The following is a 17080-nucleotide window of genomic DNA, read 5'->3' as shown; positions in this document are numbered from 1 at the left end:
ATAAATGCCACACCCCGTATATTAATAAAAGTTTTTTATTTTTTCATTCTTTCTAGTACTTTATGAACTTCTTCGGATGTTTTGGCAGGTCCGTAAAATTCATATAGATCTTCACCGTCTTTAGATACTATCAAAAATATGGTTTCAAATTTGTCCCCTACACTAATTCTTATGTCACCTTTAGTGGGTTCAGCCATATTTTTTTGTGGAATAACAAAATCTACAACAAGTCTCACATTTCGAAACTTACCTGATAGTTGATCAAAAAAACCATTTCCATATTCCACCTTTAATAATTTATTGATACTTACATATTCAGTACCGTCTAACGTAATGGTGCCTTTTAATTCAGTTGGACTAAAGAGGTATCTATGCCAAGCAACATCAATTTTAGCCTCAGCCTGTTTACTACCATCTAAAGTACTAAGGGAAACTGACTTATTAATATGTATTGGCATATGGTACCAAATCAAAAAAATGATGAACAATAAAACAATGAACATATAAATATATCTTTTCCTCTTTATGTAAATCTCTCCTTTATTATTTAATCCGAAATAATGTAATCGATTTCATTTTATTATCACTTTTATGCTTTTTGATATATTAAAAAAGTTTTTTGTTCCCGTAATTTATTTTACCTTTGTGTTATTTTGTTTGATTAAATCTTATGGTGTAATTAAGGAAAACTTATTCAACATCTATTGAGTAAGCGGCGATTGCTCTTAGTAGAAACAGCGCCTTTTTCTTAAGCTAAATAAAGTACATATAAAAATAATTAAAAGTTTTTTAAACTTTTCCTAAAGGATGATGCTCTAATAATGTGAAAGGAGATATCGATATGGAAAATATAGATATTGTAAAAAATGCCATAAAAGGTGATGAACAAGCATTTGAATTATTACTAAAACAAGAGAGCAGTAAATTATATAGAACTGCCTTTTTGTATGTAGGGAATAAAGAAGATGCTTTAGATGTTGTCCAAGAAACAGTCTATAAAGCTTATAAATCAATTGGCAGTTTGAAAAACCCGGAATACTTCAGTACCTGGATTATTAAAATATTGATTCGAACTGCATATCGAATACTAGAGAAAAATAGGAAATTAACCACGATTGATTATGAGTCTTTAGTTAATTTGCAGGACCACAAGGTAATTGAAATTCATCAGAACATCGATCTTGCTGATGCACTAAATATTTTAAATGAAAATGATAAAACGGCCATCATCTTATTCTATTACCATGATTTACCTATACATAAGATTGCAACGATGATGGACAAACCTGAAGGAACAGTGAAGTCCTACCTCCGACGCGCCAAGATTGAATTGAAAAAGATATTGGAAGGAGACAACCATTATGAACAAAATATCGTTTAATGTAAAAATGGAAAATATTGAAGTACCAGTGGATGAACTATTTTCAGCAATCGATAAAGGTATTGAAAAAGGAAGAAAGCGAAAGAAATATAAAAAGAACGCATTTAAGGCATTATCAATTGTATCAATGGCAGCTTCTCTGATATTAGTTTCAGGCTTCATATTTTCTCCAATAACAAAAGTATTGGCAAGTGTTCCAGTAATAGGATCCATTTATGAATCCCTTCATTTAAATATGGGAAAAAATCTGGAAGCGAAAAACTTAGTAACCGAAGTGAATCAAACAGTTTCAAACAACGGTGTGAATGTTACGTTAACGAGTGTTTATTATGATGGGGTTTATATAGGCATTACCTTTAAAACGGATGGAGAAAGTTTGAAAGGTTTTGAGAGTAAAGATCTATATAATGATTATGATTTCTATCTATATGAAAAAGACGGAATGAAATATAACTGGACCGGAAGTGGTGAGGGTCTACAAAAGGTTGATGATTATTATGTGTCTGCAATTGAGATGCAATATCCGGATAAACAGCTTCCGAAAGATTTTACCGTTCCGATTACTTTCACGAAAATGGGAGATGTAGAAGGTACATGGCAATTTGATATTCCAGTAACCCACCTTCCGTTAAAAACATTCACAATTGAAAACAATACATCTCAAGATGAAAAGTATTCCTTTACATTGGAATCAATCGTACTTGGTGAAACGAATATACGATTGGATTATACAACAAGTATTCCTGATGATTATTTAAATTTTAAAATTATGGATGATAAAGGAAATGAATTAGCCGAAGATACTCATCGAACTCATGGTTCTGAATCGGCTGTATTTGAAACAGGAATAGGTGATACAAAATATTTAGTGATCTGCCCTATTTATAGAATAGAGGGGGTAGATACAGAGTTAGAGCCGCTAATGGTTAATGTGCAAGATAAGTAAGGGAAGAGAATATTCTTTCAATAAATAGTATTAGAAAATGATTACTTCACAATCAGGGACGATTCTCGAGAATCGTTCCTTTTTAAATGTTTTATCGAGCGGGGAGCAAGATTTCCAATATTATCTCTGATGCTATGGAACGTGAACACCATTAAACTCAAAAATCAATATAAAAAGTGTTAATAAAAGGAAGGTAGCAAAAAATGTCCTATTAACAAAAAAAATCCCAAAGAAAGTCTCTAGGATTTTTGGATTTATATAATAGTATTTCCTATTCATAGGGAATACCTAATTAGCGAATCAAAGTTGGTCCAACTAATACTCTTGGGTTAGTGCCTAGTGCCAATTTACTTATATTTACGTAGCTTATTTCCCGATATTTGACTAAGATTTGTTTTAGTTCTTGGAATCGGCTGTCGTTTTTTAATTTCTCAATTTCCTGTTTATAAACAGACAATACATAATCGTCTTGAGATGATGGATAAAAATTACTTGGATCTTCATCCATAAGCAAGGCGCCCATGAATTGATAGCCATATTGTAGCTGTCGAGTAAGCTGGATGACGTTGATGAACTTTCGATATAAAGTCGGTTTTGTTTGATTTAATTTTTCAATTTCCTGCTTAGTGTTTAATAATTCGTTTAAGCATGGTGCTACAAGCATGTTATTTCTCCTTTCAAGAAATGGTTAATCCCAAGGCTTATCCAATACAAGATTGGATACAAGTTCCTTATTTTGTTGCCTTTTCAACTTCCTTATTTTTTCACGTTCTTTTCCGGTTTCAAAAAGATATTTTTCCTCTTCGGTTTCTGGAATAATACCCGGTACTTCAATCGGTTTTTTATTTTCATCGAGTGGAACGAACGTGAGGAAAGCTGTAGTAGCGATTCTGCGTTTGCCTGTTTCTAAATCTTCGGCAATGACCTTGCAGAAAATCTCCATCGATGTTTTTCCTGTATAACTTACAAATGATTCGATACAAACGGAATCACTTTGTCTGATTGGCTCAATAAAATTGACGGAATCAGTTGAGGCGGTAACACACTCCTTCACCCTCGAGTGTCTGCGAGCAGATAAAGTTGCACAGGCGTCCATCTTTTTCATTAAGACTCCGCCGAATAATGTATGATAATTGTTCAAATCATTGATTAGAACTTGGTCGGTTTGAACAACGCGTGTTTCTTTCATTTTTTTTGCTTTCATGAAGATATCACCCTTTTATTAAAGTGTTTTTCGAAAATATGGTGATGTAACGTTTCACATCGGCAATTATAGTTCTGTTGATTAAGAATGTACAATGCCAATCAAACATAGGGTTCATAACGAATTAACATGAAAGCGGTTAGGGGAAAATAAAAAAGCTCCCTAAAAGGAAAGCTTATGGTGAACTGCTATCATTAAGATTTGTGAGCTTTGATTTAGCAAAGCGGATAAATTCCTTGGCAATCTGAGATAAGTACGCATCTTTTTTCCATACAAGTGCCAGATTCCATTCAATCGTTGGATTGGCAATGGTAATAGTATGTAAATGGCTTGTTAATTCAGCACATGTACTTTCCGGCAACAGTGTAATGCCAAGATTAGAAGCGACCATTTCTTCAATAAAATCTAATTGTGATGTTTCTGAGATAATGTTAGGTTGGAAACTGGATTCCTTACATGCGGCTAAAATTAAATTTCTTAGCTCAAAATCTTGATTAAACATAATGAATTTCTCTTTTTTTAGTTCATCTAGTGTTACTTCCTCTTTTTTTACGAGAGGATGGGAGGAAGGAACAACAAGCTTTAAAGTCTCATTAATAAACGAAAAGTAATCAAGCCGACTATGATCATCAGGAAGAACGATGACCCCTATATCTAGTCGATTGTCGATAATCTTTTCCTCAATTACTTTCGACCCATCTTCTTCTAATTGAAACGTCACGTCGGGGTACTCATGATGGAAGGAAGCGAGGAGCTTGGAAAAAAAGAACGAATTAGTAATGGTAGGCAACCCGATGCGAATATGTCCTTTTTTCGGAGTAAGCAAATTGCCAAGCTCCGTTTTAAGCAAATCCACTTGCTTCACTATGATGTGGGCATGTTTGTTTAGGACATGACCTGCATCGGTCAGGATTAGCTTTTTTCGAGCACGGACAAAAAGAGGAGTGCCTAATTCATCCTCCAATGATTTTATGATTCTGCTTAGAGCGGGTTGTGTTATGTACAGGTTTTCAGCAGCCTCAGTAAAACTGCTAGTTCGAGCTACTTCAATAAAGTACTCTAAGTATGTCGTTTTCAATTTACTCAACACCTTTAAAATGAAGAAAAAAATCAATTTTAACCAGTTTATCATAAGCTGGAAGATAGGAAAAATTAGTTGAATTTTATATCTAAGCCTACGGAAGAACGGTAATCGAGTGATGTATATTAAAATAAGAAGATTTTTGAACTCCAAAATAAGGTCAGAAGTTTTTTGCAGAATTACTATCTGTCTTAAGAATTCTTCGATGGAATTATACTATAAGATCAGTGATATTTGAGAAATGTAAAAAGGAGAAGCATATGCCTACTCCTTATAGAAACTTATTGTTTTGGAGGCAGTGGGATAAATTTACTCGTACGATGTGAATATGCCTCAAAGTCTGGATGATCTTTAAACCTTTTTTCTAATAGTGGTACTCCAGAAACAAACGAGAGGAGTAAGGTAATAATGATTGGACTGAAGATGCCTGCCCATCCATTTGGAGAGGAAAATGAGATAAGGAAGATCCCCCACCAAAGTGTTGCTTCGCCAAAATAATTTGGGTGGCGTGTGTATTTCCATAAGCCGCTTGTCATCAATTTGCCTTTGTTTTCAGGCTTGCTTTTGAACTTTTTTAGTTGATGATCGCCTACTACTTCGAAAAAGTAGCCTATGATCCACAATCCTAATCCGATATAATCTAATACACCTAATCCTTCACTTGCTGATTGGCTAGTAATCAAAATAGGCTGAGCAATGATAAATAATAGTACTAATTGTAAAATGTATACATTAAGAAACATTTTGACGTAAACAAATCGGGTGCCCCAGCGCTTTCGCATATTAACATATCGATAGTCCTCTGGCATATTCCAGTTTCGTTGAAATAAATAGTACGCTAAACGAACGCCCCATAAAATAACAAGGATCGTGATCAGTGTAGCGCGATCGGTTTTGAACTCTGACACGATATAGCTGTAAAGGGCGGCAATGACATATCCTAATCCCCAAGCAATATCTACCAAACTATTATTTTTCTTCACTTGAGCAATGACAAATACAAGTGAAAAAAAGATAAGAAGTGAGATCAATGTACCAATATAAACATTTTCCATATAGCAACCTCCTTATTCTGTAATTATTGCAATAGCTACGCATCCGATTCCTGCATTCATGGCCACGATGGATGAAATCTCAGTCGTGTATTTAGGCTTTCTTCCAATTAATGCAGTGAAAATCCCTTCATATTGTTGAGCTCTATCCTCTGCATCTGCATGAACGATCGCATAGTTGACAATTGTTTTTGTCTTCATCATTTCTGAGACCAACGATTGTATTTTTTTTGTATTTCCTTTTACACTTAACGCCTTTCCAATTACCATTCCTTCGCCATGATCATCAATCGATACAACAGGTTTTAAGTTGAAAAGTTTAGCAGCGAAGCCTTGCAACTTTTTCACCCTGCCTGAACGCACCATGTATTTTAGGGTGTTAACACTTACAAATATTTTTGTATTTTGAACAGTCTGTTCCACGAGTTCTATTACTTCTTCAAAATGTTTTCCAGAATCAATTTCCTCGGCTGCTTTTAATACGACTAACCCTTGGGCAACTGAATTTAGTTTCGAATCAATAATAGCAATTTTATTTTTGTCTAAACCAATCGCTCTGGCTGCTTTCATAAAAGTATCGTATGTTCCGCTCATTTGCTGGGAAACAGTGATAACGATAATCGATTCATAGTGGGCCTCAAGAAATTGTAAAAAACTTTTGGCTGCTTTTCTTGTTGGTTGAGAGGATGTTGGGTAATTCTCCCCGTCATCCATGAATTGATAGAGATATGATGGACTAATTGTTGTTTTATCCAAATAGCTACTGTCGTCAATAATGAGATTTAAAGGCAGCATATGAATCTGGTGATAGTCCATAATCGATTGTGGTAAATCAGCAATTGAATCTGTTACGAGAGCAATTTTGTGTTTTCTTGTATGAACAGTTTCATACTGCCTAACCATATCGTCTGCTTTTTGACTAATAATTTTCCCGTACCCTCTTAATCTATCAAACAATAGAGATGGTGAATTCGTATGAAGATGAACTTTTGCTTTCGTTGCACTTCCAGCAACAATGAGTGAATCTCCTAAGTCCAGCAACGAATGCTTTATCTTTTCTAAATCAAGGCCGTCCCCTTCAAGTAGCGCCTCTGTACAATAGCGGTATGTTAGATCTATATGATCAAGTTGGTGAACGGCGGGACGATAATCTGCTTCTGATGCGGAAATAGCTACTTCATTCATTTCCAAGGTAGTTAAATATTGAGTGGCGCCCTCAAGGAAATGTATAAATCCTTTCGCTCCAGAATCTACTACAGAAGCCTCTTTCAATACTTTCAATTGATTAGGAGTATTCATTAAAGCCTCAAATGCAACTTGTAGTGAAGCATGGAATAATTGCGCAAAATCGGCAGCTTGATCTTTAAGTGTATAAAGTGATTCCGTCCAAGCTTTCATTACGCTTAACATCGTTCCTTCTATAGGATTCGTAACCGCTTGATAGGCGTATGATATGGCTTTTTTTGCTGCGCTTGAAAAAGCAACGATGGAAATGTCCTTTTGCTCTTCTAACGCCATATAGATTCCATTCATAAATTGTGCGAATATAATACCGGAATTACCTCTTGCCCCTGTCAAAGCCGCTTCTGCAATGGAATACATCGTTTCCTTAGCAGAGTTGCCAACTTTCGCTTCTGAAAGAATAGCGTTCATTGTAAAGGCCAAGTTTGTTCCTGTATCGCCGTCAGGTACGGGGAATACATTGATGTTGTTCAATTCCCGCTTATGTTGAATGACGGCACTTGCTCCTGATCGAAACGTATAATATATTTTCTCGCTATCGATAAATGGTCCAACCATTGATCGTCACTCCGTTATTAAAATTATTTTATTAAAGTTCTAACAGTGAAAAAACTAATGAAAGACGTGATTGCACATAGAAAAGTTCCCCAACTAATATCCAATATTGTGATGGAAAGCGGCCAGTTTTTTAATGTGGCTAAGTTGGTCATATCATAAGTGGCATAGGTGATAAGTCCGAAAAAGCCACCGATAATAAGTGCATATAATGCGCTGTTTTTAGCTAGCGCTGGATTGATAACAAAGAAGATCATTCCAGCAATAAACAGCAGATAAAAAGGAATAGCAGCCGTCCAATTGACGTTAGTCTTTAACAAAAAACCGAGTTTTTCTTGATACATATTTTTTGCGAAAAACCCTAACCAAAGGATGTCTATAAGGAAAAAAACAATAAGCGTGACCAAATAGGTATTAATAAAATGCATACTCCATCTATTCATCTCTAATTTTCACTAAACAAACTGTGGTTCCTTCTTCTGTTCCTTCACTTCCAAAGCGAGCGTCCCGTCGGTCATTTTGTACACTTTATCGCAATAACCAACAAGACGAATATCATGAGTCACGACAATCGTAGTCGTATTTTTCTGCTTCGTTACTTTTTTCAGTAGTTCCATAACCTCATAGGCACGATCAGAATCGAGAGAGGCTGTAGGCTCATCCGCCAAAATAATCGAAGGGTTGCTATATAATGCTTTCGCGATTGCAACTCGTTGCCGCTCGCCTCCTGATAAGTCAGCTGGATATTTCGTTAGTAGATCACGAATGCCTAACTCCTCTGTTAACTGATTAAGCTCTTTCGGCGTCATATTTCCTTTTTTTACTCTATCTAACAGTTTCATTTGATTTTTCACCGTTAGAAAGGGTACGAGATTTGACGCTTGTAAGACAAATCCGATTTCTTTTAGGCGAATTTTTGAGCGTTCTTTTTCACTTAATCGTGATAAATTTTGATCATTGATCACAACCTCACCTGAGGAAGGAGTTAATAAACCTCCTACAATAGTAAGGAAAGTACTTTTACCCGAACCGGATGGACCGATAATGGCAATTAACTCCCCTCGCTCAGCACAAAAGTCGGTCTGTTTCAAGGCATCTACTTTTTTATGTCCGCTTCCAAAACTTTTTGTCACTTGATGCAATTCCAATATTGCCATTGTTTACCCTCCAATCGCTTTTAGTGGATCAATTCTTACAATCGTTAGGACTGAGAATACGGCGCCAGCATTAGCTACTACAACCAACACAAACCCGTATATGGCCAGTGTAATTAAATCGAATGAGACCGGTACGGCCGCTGGTAAAAACGCTCCTGATGCCAAAGTCAACACAAGCCCAATTGCGACACCAATAGCTGCCAAAATAATGGTTTGTGCCATTACCGACCATGATAAATAGTTGCTTGATATGCCTTGGGCCTTCATGACTCCAAACATACTAATCTTTTGAACTGTTAATACGTACAAGAAAATCGCTACGATGACCGCTGAAATGCCAAATAAGAAATAAATCATAAAGTTTAAAGTTAGTTTCTGTTCAGTGTAGCCAGGTAAGCTTCGAATAAAAGTTTCGATTTCAATAACTTGCAGTTTATTGTTTGTTGTAACGTTTGTTAATGAATCATTTCGTACGACAATTCCATTAATGCTTTTGTTATTTTCTTCTGCTGCTCCTCCGAATTTAACGTGGTGAAAGGTGGAAAGATTACTATATAGAACAGGTGCTGCATTAAATCGTGCCTTTTTGGTAAAACCGACAATCGTTAACCGTTCATCACTAGAGGATAACTGCAGCTCATCTCCTAATTGGAACCCGTCTTCTTTCAGTGAATCATCAGCTATGACTTCATTTGCTTTCTCAAATGCTCTACCTTCTGTAACATTCGGCATGAGAAACTCATTTTTGTTAATTCCAAAGAGAGAGATGTTTTTCTTTTCATCCCCATTATTTGCAATGGCATTCAGCTGCCCAATGACCGCAGCTTCTTTCGCTTTTATCTCCTTTAGATCGTCGGTCGACATAGATGATTGGTACAAGCTTTTGTCAGATTCATCAGTCAGAACAATGGCAGTCGCATTCCATTTGTCCACTGATTCCCTATTTAAATTAGCTAGACCTGTTGCCAATCCCGACAGAAAAAATACGAGATACGATACAAGTATTAACACTCCCATAATCAATGTGAAACGCAATTTATTCTTTTTTATTTCATGCCATGCTAAAAACATCGTGTCACTTCCTTTCGTGTGTACTAAATGATTTACCAAATCATTGATAAGACACTTGCTTTAAAAATATTATTATCAGATGTAGCATTCTATGTCAAATGTTTGTATAATGTTTTATAGTATTTATTATACAAATGATTTTGTGATAAACATAATCATGCGTGCATAAGTAACTTACGAAATAACATCCTGTCAATCTTTTGTACAATGTAATGCTGGTAACGTTGTACGATAAACAGGCATTCGCTATACTTATACAAAGGGTAAATCGAATTGAAGGGATGAATTTCATGATTCAATCTGACGAAACGGGAGTGTACACCATCCAACAGGTCTCAGATATGACCGGGTTATCGAAGCAAGTCATCAGGAAATGGGAAGAACGTTATGGACTCATTCAACCGAATCGATTGGAGAACGGCTATAGGATCTATAGTAAAGAAGATGTTAATACTCTAATAAAAATAAAATTACTATCAGAACAAGGACACTCAATCAAACAGGCGGCTCTTCTGATAAATGAAATAACCACTCCGGAAATTCCACTGGAAAAGGGTGTATCCCCGACCTTTGAGCAATGGAACGACTATGTTTTTAGGCTACTTGAAAAAGGTAAACATTGTGACGAAATCGAATTGAGTTTCATCTTACAACAGGCCTATCATCATTTAGGATTATCGCTCTTCATAGAGTCAGTTGTAGTTCCTTTTTTAAAGGAAGTGGGCAATAAGTGGGAGAAAAATGAGTGGGATGAATATCAAGAATCAGTGTCCAGTCTTGTAGTAAGAGATTTTTTAGTGCAAATTCGGCGCAATTATCAATATCGAGAAAATGCTCCTTTTGTTCTTGGCGCATGTCTGCCACACGAGCACCATGAAGTTCCTCTTCATCTTGTCCTATTACAACTAATGATAAAAGGATGGAAAACACAGTTGGTCGGGGCTTCTCCTGCTCCTGGATCGATAGAATCATTGGTAGAGAAACTAAAGCCTAATGTAGTTCTTCTGTCGGCAACGACAACGATTCCTTTTGAAACTGACCCAGAGCTTTTAAGAAAGCTTGATCATTTTGCTGAAAAAAACCGTAATATTGATTTTTACCTTGGGGGGAGCGGCGCCATGGCTTACAAAGATCACTATAAGCTACAGGCAATTAGTATAACTAACTCCATCGAAGGTATTCTTCGCTAATATGAAAATAATTACACCATGATAAGAATTAAATGGTGACGGGAAAAATTGATATGAATGATAACAGGCTAAAAGCCTGTTTTTTAATAAGGAGTTAATGTGGGATAAGAAGTGAAGGGAGGGGTGAAATGAGTAGAGGAGCTATCTTCAATACAAGGAGTCTTTCAATGGATTTATTAAATCAGACGATATTGGATTCACTTATTGATCAAATTGCTGTTGTAGACAAAGATGGATTTATTATTTCAGTGAATAAATCATGGATTGACTTTTCAAATAAGAATCAAGGAGATTTGTCTACGAATGGTATCGGGAAAAACTATCTTGATGTTTGTCAGGATGAGGTTAAGCAAGGGATTCAAAGCATCTTGCAAAAGGGTGAAGGGACGTTTACTTTTGAATACCCTTGTCATTCCAATACTGAAAAGCGTTGGTTTTTATTGCGGGCTACCCCCTTTTTGTTCGGCAATGGAGACTACGGAGCTATTATTTCTCATGTAAATATAACAGATCGAAAGTTAACTGAACTAGAGTTAAGCAACAGAGAACAAAGGTACCGCCTTATTGCTGAATATTCGACTGATTTTATTTCAATTCATTCGTCAAATGGTGTTTTTACATATGTGTCACCGATATGTCGGCCTTTATTGGGGTTCGATGCATCTGAACTATTAGGAAAGCATATTTATGAATTTCTTCATCCAAAGGATATTGAGAAAATAAGTGTTGCATTTGAGAAAAAAGATATTATCACCGTATCTTATCGGATTCGCTGTAAAAATGGAAAGTATATTTGGTTTGAAACAAAAAGTCAAAAGGTATTAGCGAGTAATGGAGACGATGAAGAGATTCTTTGTATTTCTAGAGATGTAACGAAACAGAGAATGAAGTTATTAAAACTTGAAACAGAAAAAGAGTTATTACAAAGAACCATTAATCTAGATGAGCTTACAGGTGTATACAATCGGCGATTATTAAATAAAGAGTTAAAACGCCATTGTAAAAACGTCGTTAAGCATAATGTTGAATTGTCTCTCTTAATAGTCGATATTGATTATTTTAAACAATATAACGATACATATGGCCACCAACAAGGAGACCAATGCCTCATTGCAGTAGCGAATACGTTAACGAAAAATGTTAGAGAATCAGACATTGTTTGTAGGATTGGCGGGGAAGAATTTTGCATTCTTTTACCTAACACGAACAAAGAAATAGCGACTTCTTTAGCAAAAAGACTTTGCAGAGAAATAGCAAACCTAAAAATAGAACATGTTAACTCCAATACTAGCCGTTTTGTGACAATTAGTATTGGAGTATCATCTGCAACGAAAGGTACAGCCATACCTAGTGATGGTAAGAAGTTAATATCGTTAGCAGATCAAGCGCTATATAAAGCGAAGGAACAGGGCAAAAATAGATTCGTATATTTATAGGTCTAGAGGATAACAGGAAAGGAAGATTGGATGAGGTGTAATCATTGTCTAGTAGAAGAATTGGTCGTTGAAATGATAGCAGAAGGGGAACACAACCTTAAGATTTTACTAGAGGTAGAACAACATTTAAACAGAAGGAATATGTTTGTTACCGTAAACGGAAATATGTTCAAGATTAAAGAATCCGGAGTAAGAGAATTTCTGGACTTTTGTAATGACCATATGGAATCAGAGAAAGTATGGTTTCGATTGAATGGACAAGATTGGAAACCGATATCAGAGATAATTACTATTCTCGATATGCAATGGATAGACGAAGTAATCATCAAGCAACTCATTACTTGTCATTTTCAACCTATTGTGGATGCGCAAGAAGAAATATATGCATATGAGATTCTATCGAGATTTAAAAAGCATGATGGTTCTCTCATTTTTCCAAATGAAGTTTTTTCAGCGGCAAAAATTCGTGGGCGACTATACGCATTGGATCGATTATGCAGGATGACAGCTGTTAGACATGCAGCGATTTTAAATAAAAAAGCGTTTATTAATTTTATCCCAACGTCGATTTACTCTCCGGAATACTGTTTGAAATCAACCGCAGCTCTTGCGAAGCAGCTAGGGATAGACCCGTCTCTATTTGTTTTTGAAGTTGTTGAAACGGAAAAGGTTGAGGATATCGATCATTTGAAAAAGATTCTAAGTTATTACAGGGAAAAGGGATTCCAGTATGCCTTAGATGATGTTGGCGAAGGCTATAGTACGCTAGAATTGCTTTCCGACCTTGTTCCACACTTTATGAAATTGGATATGAAGTATGTTCAAGGGGTAGCTAAAGATTCAAAAAAACAGCATATTGCTAGTGTTTTTTTAGAAAAAGCTTTAACGATTGGCTCAATTCCATTAGCAGAGGGAGTGGAAAGTACAGAAGATTTTCAGTGGTTAAAGGGAAAGGGTTATCAACTGTTCCAAGGGTATTTATTTGGAAAGCCATCCTCTACTCCTTATGAAGGTAGCATTGAAGGTTCGTATTGAAAATTGAAAGAGGATAAACAACACCATCACAAAATATTACACAAAGGATGTAGTTTTATGATTAGTACGAAACGGACGATCGGTTCGAGCTCCCAAGTCCTAGATGTGAATTCTGTACTCGCAGCAATAGAACAATCACTGGCAATGATAGAATTCGACACTAACGGGAACGTATTATGGGCAAACGAAAAATTTGCAGCAGCTATGGGGTATGATACATCGGAAATGTCAGGATTAAAACATCAACAGTTTTGTACAACTGAATTTGTAAATAGTGAAGAATATGAGGTGTTTTGGAACAATTTAAGAAGTGGCCGTACTTTTCAGGAAAAAGTATTGCGGGTCACTAAGGATAAACGATTCCTATGGCTTGAGGCGACATATACTTCTGTATATGATAACGACGGTCATATACAAGGGATTATTAAAGTGGCAACAGATATTACTGCTCGAGAAAATGCTATTAGCCAATTAACGAATGAACTGCAACATATGGCAGAGGGAATATTAGAAAGAGCGGAAGATGGTATTTCTACTGCACATGAAGTTACTTCATCTACTGAGCAGGTCGTTCAGGAAACAGATAAAAATATGAAAGTCCTCGAACTTTTAGAACAAAAAGCAGAATTAGTCGGGAACCTTATTATTAAAATTCGTAAAATTGCTGATTATACGAATTTATTAGCCATCAATGCTGCTATCGAATCAGCTCGTGCAAAAGAGTATGGGCGCGGCTTTAAGGTGGTGGCAGATGAAGTAAGGAAGTTAGCGAAGCAAACAGAGGAGACTACTAGGGAAGTGAATTCGAATTTAGAAAGTATAGCCTCCCAAGTTGCAGAAGTTGTACAAGGTATGAAACATTCACAGACCATTATTGTTGATGGTCAAACACGTATTCATAAGGCAGTTGACCAATTTAAAGGTATTGGAACAGCTGCCGATCAACTTGATAAACAGGCTAAGACCTTAGGAGATGTGTTGTAAGGAGACTAGCCGAACGGAATGTTAAGAACTTTGTTGGAAATATTTAGTGAATAACCATGCTGCTAATTTTATTAATAGTATACCCATAAAATTATTAAAGGTTGATTGGGGAGGGAGCAGTAAAAGAATATGCTCCCTAATTTATTTCTTCTATGTAGAGGAATGCTCCTCTACGTTCATTAATTAATCGAAATAACTCCTAAACTGCCTTGCTCTACACTTCCTTTTTTCTTTACGCTTAGCTTCGTTAAATTTGTAAAAATAATCGGTGTAATTGTGGATGTTGCATTCTTTTTAATATAGTCCAAATCAAAAGTAAGAATCTCTTGTCCCTTTGATACGGAGTCGCCTTCTTTTACATGTAAAGTAAATCCCTCACCTTTTAAATTCACGGTATCAATCCCGACATGGATCAAGATTTCATAGCCTTGTTTAGATATAATTCCGATGGCGTGCTTTGTCGGGAAGACATTCATTATTTCCCCATCTACAGGAGAAACGACCGTTCCTTTTTCAGGGATAATTGCAAAACCATCACCCATCATTTTTTGAGAGAAGACTTGATCTGGGACATCCGTAAGAGGTATGACCTCTCCCGTAATTGGCATGACAAAATCTTTTTCTGTTAGCGGTAAAAGGTTATTCGTATCAGGATCAACATCGCAGGAATCAGATTCGGTAAACTTTACATAGTCCATATCCATCTTTTTCATGGCGTCAGCAACAAATTCAACATCAGTTCCTACAACGACTTGCAGATTCGTCTTGCTTAGTTTAGATATTCCTTTTGCCCCATGTGCTTTAAGAGCGCTATCCTGGACTTTGTCCATGTCTCTTATGTTCAAACGGAGGCGAGTTGTACAGTTATCGATAGCGGTTATATTATCACGACCGCCAAGGTCATGGATGAATTGGTATGCCATACGTTCATACTTATTGGCGGATGGACTAAAAACTTCATCTGTATCCTCAACGATTTCTTCATCCTCACGCCCTGGTGTTTTAAGATTTAGTGCTTTAATTAATAGATAGAAGATGATGAAATAGATTGCTGCATAAATTAATCCGATAAGCAATAAAAGAACGGGTTTTGTGGCAATATTAAAGTTCAGTAAATAGTCGATTCCCCCTGCCGAGAACGTAAATCCATCTTTGATACCAAGAGCGGTTGTTAGCCATAAAGAAATCCCAGTTAAAACAGCGTGAACTCCATATAGTAGCGGTGCTACATACATAAAGGAAAATTCAATTGGTTCTGTTATCCCTGTAATAAAAGAAGTTAGCGCAAGACTAATGAACATCCCAAAAACGGCTTTTCTTCTCTCTGGTTTGGCTGCAGCAATGATGGCAAAAGCGGCTGCCGGCAGTCCAAACATCATAATCGGAAAGAATCCTGTCATATAAGTTCCGGCTGTAGGGTCACCAGCAAAGAACCTTGCAATGTCCCCAGTTTTCCCATTATATTCTCCGAATTGGAACCAAAATAAACTATTTAAAACGTGGTGAAGACCTAGCGGGATGAGCAAGCGATTGAAGAATCCGAACAATCCTGCTCCTGCTGCACCAAGTCCAATAATCCAATTTCCTAAACCATCAATGGCATTTTGAATAGGTGGCCATCCAAATCCAGCTATAAACGCTAATACAACCATAACAAGTGAGGTGATTATCGGTACAAAGCGCCTGCCACCGAAAAAACCTAACCAATCCGGTAATTTTATATCATGGTAACGATTGTATAATGAACCCGCAATGATTCCTGCTATGATTCCACCAAGAACGCCCATATTAATTGATTCATTAAGCGCTTTTGCCCCTTCTGTCAGCACCAAATACCCAATGGCTCCCGCTAAAGCGGCGGCTCCATTGTTATCCTTAGCAAAGCCAATGGCAACACCAATCGCAAAGATTAAAGCTAAATTATTAAAAACAGCGTTTCCGGAATTAGCTATAAACGATATATTCAATAAATCAGGTTGTCCAAATCGCAAAAGCAGCCCCGCCGCTGGCAAAACAGCAATTGGAAGCATTAAAGCTTTACCAATCCGTTGTAAAAAACCAAGCATGAATGATTTCCCTCCCATTATTAAAAATGAAATATGTAGCGATCACGTTGAATTCGCCAATCTGTGGATATGTAAATTCTTTACCCGAATCTTCTATTAAATATCGTTTAATAATAGATATTTATCATGAATATTAAGGATATTTTCCCAAAATATATAAAAATTATGCGATAACAGCTGGATAGGAAAAATCCGTCAGATATAAAGAATGCTCCCTTGTAGAATTTCTACAATTCACTGGATATATTACAAAAGAATTTTTGCAAAATACAATTGATAAAAATACTGTCTGTTATGTATGTGGTCCGGTTCCATTTTTGAAAGCTGTTGTAAACATCCTTGAAGATCTTGGTCTTCCTGAAAATAATATTCGTTATGAATTTTTTGGACCTGCTATGGAATTGCAAAAAGAAAAAGCCACTGTATAAGCAAAAACTGTCTCATGTGAAGGGTGAATTCCCTTATTGAGACAGTTTTTTGGTTGCTTACAAGGAGGGAAATTTACTGATAATTTTCTGAGGGATCGCCTTCGTCAAACTCCAGGCATCTCCGGCTTGAGGCCAGAAACTCGAGACGCAAAAAGTCAGAGAACAGACTTTTGCGTCTCAGAGCATTTGCTTGTCGATAGTAGCGGGCGCCTTGCGCTTTTCTTTTGTCTAGCTCCAGGCGCCATCGGCTCG

The 17080-nt window shown here is 36.5% G+C and carries 17 protein-coding genes; 7 read left to right on the top strand and 10 right to left on the bottom strand.

Annotated elements, in window-relative coordinates; all coding sequences use genetic code 11:
• Positions 1 to 35: 35 nt before the first annotated feature.
• Complete coding sequence (locus KHA93_RS16005) at positions 36 to 503, bottom strand: hypothetical protein (protein ID WP_213111651.1); 468 nt, start codon at positions 501 to 503, stop codon at positions 36 to 38.
• A 338-nt stretch (positions 504 to 841) separates the two neighbouring features.
• Between KHA93_RS16005 and KHA93_RS16000 the strand changes: the two genes are divergently transcribed.
• Together KHA93_RS16000 and KHA93_RS15995 are read left to right on the top strand one after the other, a co-directional pair.
• Positions 842 to 1381: a sigma-70 family RNA polymerase sigma factor gene (locus tag KHA93_RS16000; RefSeq protein ID WP_213111650.1), complete on the top strand. Its 540-nt coding sequence runs from the start codon at positions 842 to 844 to the stop codon at positions 1379 to 1381.
• Entirely contained in the window at positions 1362 to 2327 is a 966-nt protein-coding gene (locus tag KHA93_RS15995; protein WP_213111649.1) for a DUF4179 domain-containing protein, read from the top strand. The genes KHA93_RS16000 and KHA93_RS15995 overlap by 20 nt, the downstream gene beginning before the upstream one ends.
• 292 nt (positions 2328 to 2619) lie before the next feature.
• Here the strand turns inward: KHA93_RS15995 and KHA93_RS15990 are convergent, their stop codons facing one another.
• From KHA93_RS15990 to KHA93_RS15955, 8 genes are all read right to left on the bottom strand, one after another.
• Positions 2620 to 2991, bottom strand: a complete 372-nt coding sequence (locus tag KHA93_RS15990; RefSeq protein WP_213111648.1) for a hypothetical protein — start codon at positions 2989 to 2991, stop codon at positions 2620 to 2622.
• A 24-nt stretch (positions 2992 to 3015) separates the two neighbouring features.
• On the bottom strand, positions 3016 to 3531 hold the full coding sequence (locus KHA93_RS15985) for an acyl-CoA thioesterase (protein ID WP_213111647.1): 516 nt from the start codon (positions 3529 to 3531) through the stop codon (positions 3016 to 3018).
• A gap of 175 nt (positions 3532 to 3706) precedes the next feature.
• A complete protein-coding gene (locus KHA93_RS15980; protein ID WP_233711189.1) occupies positions 3707 to 4609 on the bottom strand; it encodes a LysR family transcriptional regulator in 903 nt (300 codons plus the stop codon).
• Between the two features lie 284 nt (positions 4610 to 4893).
• A complete protein-coding gene (locus KHA93_RS15975) occupies positions 4894 to 5667 on the bottom strand; it encodes a DUF1295 domain-containing protein (RefSeq protein ID WP_213111645.1) in 774 nt (257 codons plus the stop codon).
• Between the two features lie 12 nt (positions 5668 to 5679).
• Positions 5680 to 7464 (bottom strand): DAK2 domain-containing protein, encoded by a 1785-nt coding sequence (locus KHA93_RS15970; RefSeq protein WP_213111644.1) that lies wholly within the window; start codon positions 7462 to 7464, stop codon positions 5680 to 5682.
• Between the two features lie 23 nt (positions 7465 to 7487).
• The gene (locus tag KHA93_RS15965) at positions 7488 to 7904 is read right to left on the bottom strand and encodes a DUF2177 family protein (protein ID WP_233711188.1); all 417 of its coding nucleotides are present in this window, start codon (positions 7902 to 7904) and stop codon (positions 7488 to 7490) included.
• Between the two features lie 12 nt (positions 7905 to 7916).
• Positions 7917 to 8618, bottom strand: coding sequence for an ABC transporter ATP-binding protein (locus KHA93_RS15960; protein ID WP_213111643.1), 702 nt, complete (start codon positions 8616 to 8618; stop codon positions 7917 to 7919).
• Between the two features lie 3 nt (positions 8619 to 8621).
• On the bottom strand, positions 8622 to 9689 hold the full coding sequence (locus tag KHA93_RS15955; protein WP_213111642.1) for an ABC transporter permease: 1068 nt from the start codon (positions 9687 to 9689) through the stop codon (positions 8622 to 8624).
• Between the two features lie 212 nt (positions 9690 to 9901).
• On the opposite strand from KHA93_RS15955, the gene KHA93_RS15950 reads away from it, so the two are divergent.
• From KHA93_RS15950 to KHA93_RS15935, 4 genes are all read left to right on the top strand, one after another.
• Positions 9902 to 10879 (top strand): MerR family transcriptional regulator, encoded by a 978-nt coding sequence (locus KHA93_RS15950; RefSeq protein WP_233711187.1) that lies wholly within the window; start codon positions 9902 to 9904, stop codon positions 10877 to 10879.
• A gap of 128 nt (positions 10880 to 11007) precedes the next feature.
• Positions 11008 to 12315 carry a diguanylate cyclase domain-containing protein gene (locus KHA93_RS15945; protein ID WP_213111641.1) on the top strand — a complete coding sequence of 436 codons (1308 nt, stop codon included), beginning with the start codon at positions 11008 to 11010 and terminating at the stop codon, positions 12313 to 12315.
• 30 nt (positions 12316 to 12345) lie between these two features.
• Positions 12346 to 13350 (top strand): EAL domain-containing protein, encoded by a 1005-nt coding sequence (locus KHA93_RS15940; protein WP_213111640.1) that lies wholly within the window; start codon positions 12346 to 12348, stop codon positions 13348 to 13350.
• Between the two features lie 57 nt (positions 13351 to 13407).
• Entirely contained in the window at positions 13408 to 14334 is a 927-nt protein-coding gene (locus tag KHA93_RS15935) for a methyl-accepting chemotaxis protein (RefSeq protein WP_213111639.1), read from the top strand.
• A 179-nt stretch (positions 14335 to 14513) separates the two neighbouring features.
• Here the strand turns inward: KHA93_RS15935 and nagE are convergent, their stop codons facing one another.
• Positions 14514 to 16400, bottom strand: a complete 1887-nt coding sequence (nagE, locus tag KHA93_RS15930; protein WP_213111638.1) for an N-acetylglucosamine-specific PTS transporter subunit IIBC — start codon at positions 16398 to 16400, stop codon at positions 14514 to 14516.
• A 260-nt stretch (positions 16401 to 16660) separates the two neighbouring features.
• Here nagE and KHA93_RS15925 point away from each other — a divergent pair, with 260 nt between their 5' ends.
• Positions 16661 to 16828 (top strand): hypothetical protein, encoded by a 168-nt coding sequence (locus KHA93_RS15925; protein ID WP_213111637.1) that lies wholly within the window; start codon positions 16661 to 16663, stop codon positions 16826 to 16828.
• The last annotated feature ends 252 nt before the right edge of the window (positions 16829 to 17080 follow it).

Source organism: Lederbergia citrisecunda, assembly GCF_018343695.1.
In the GTDB taxonomy this organism is placed as follows: domain Bacteria; phylum Bacillota; class Bacilli; order Bacillales; family Bacillaceae_C; genus Lederbergia; species Lederbergia citrisecunda.
This window is presented reverse-complemented; position numbering and strand designations above follow the sequence as displayed.

What these genes read in the sequence shown, in the direction of transcription:
- KHA93_RS15955 (WP_213111642.1), bottom strand. Translation starts at nt 9,689, where the DNA reads ATGTTTTTAGCATGGCATGAAATAAAAAAGAATAAATTGCGTTTCACA.
- KHA93_RS16005 (WP_213111651.1), bottom strand. Translation starts at nt 503, where the DNA reads ATGTTCATTGTTTTATTGTTCATCATTTTTTTGATTTGGTACCATATG.
- KHA93_RS15950 (WP_233711187.1), top strand. Translation starts at nt 9,902, where the DNA reads ATGCTGGTAACGTTGTACGATAAACAGGCATTCGCTATACTTATACAA.
- KHA93_RS15940 (WP_213111640.1), top strand. Translation starts at nt 12,346, where the DNA reads ATGAGGTGTAATCATTGTCTAGTAGAAGAATTGGTCGTTGAAATGATA.
- KHA93_RS15975 (WP_213111645.1), bottom strand. Translation starts at nt 5,667, where the DNA reads ATGGAAAATGTTTATATTGGTACATTGATCTCACTTCTTATCTTTTTT.
- KHA93_RS15935 (WP_213111639.1), top strand. Translation starts at nt 13,408, where the DNA reads ATGATTAGTACGAAACGGACGATCGGTTCGAGCTCCCAAGTCCTAGAT.
- KHA93_RS15985 (WP_213111647.1), bottom strand. Translation starts at nt 3,531, where the DNA reads ATGAAAGCAAAAAAAATGAAAGAAACACGCGTTGTTCAAACCGACCAA.
- KHA93_RS15960 (WP_213111643.1), bottom strand. Translation starts at nt 8,618, where the DNA reads ATGGCAATATTGGAATTGCATCAAGTGACAAAAAGTTTTGGAAGCGGA.
- nagE (WP_213111638.1), bottom strand. Translation starts at nt 16,400, where the DNA reads ATGCTTGGTTTTTTACAACGGATTGGTAAAGCTTTAATGCTTCCAATT.
- KHA93_RS15990 (WP_213111648.1), bottom strand. Translation starts at nt 2,991, where the DNA reads ATGCTTGTAGCACCATGCTTAAACGAATTATTAAACACTAAGCAGGAA.
- KHA93_RS15945 (WP_213111641.1), top strand. Translation starts at nt 11,008, where the DNA reads ATGAGTAGAGGAGCTATCTTCAATACAAGGAGTCTTTCAATGGATTTA.
- KHA93_RS16000 (WP_213111650.1), top strand. Translation starts at nt 842, where the DNA reads ATGGAAAATATAGATATTGTAAAAAATGCCATAAAAGGTGATGAACAA.
- KHA93_RS15970 (WP_213111644.1), bottom strand. Translation starts at nt 7,464, where the DNA reads ATGGTTGGACCATTTATCGATAGCGAGAAAATATATTATACGTTTCGA.
- KHA93_RS15995 (WP_213111649.1), top strand. Translation starts at nt 1,362, where the DNA reads ATGAACAAAATATCGTTTAATGTAAAAATGGAAAATATTGAAGTACCA.
- KHA93_RS15965 (WP_233711188.1), bottom strand. Translation starts at nt 7,904, where the DNA reads ATGAATAGATGGAGTATGCATTTTATTAATACCTATTTGGTCACGCTT.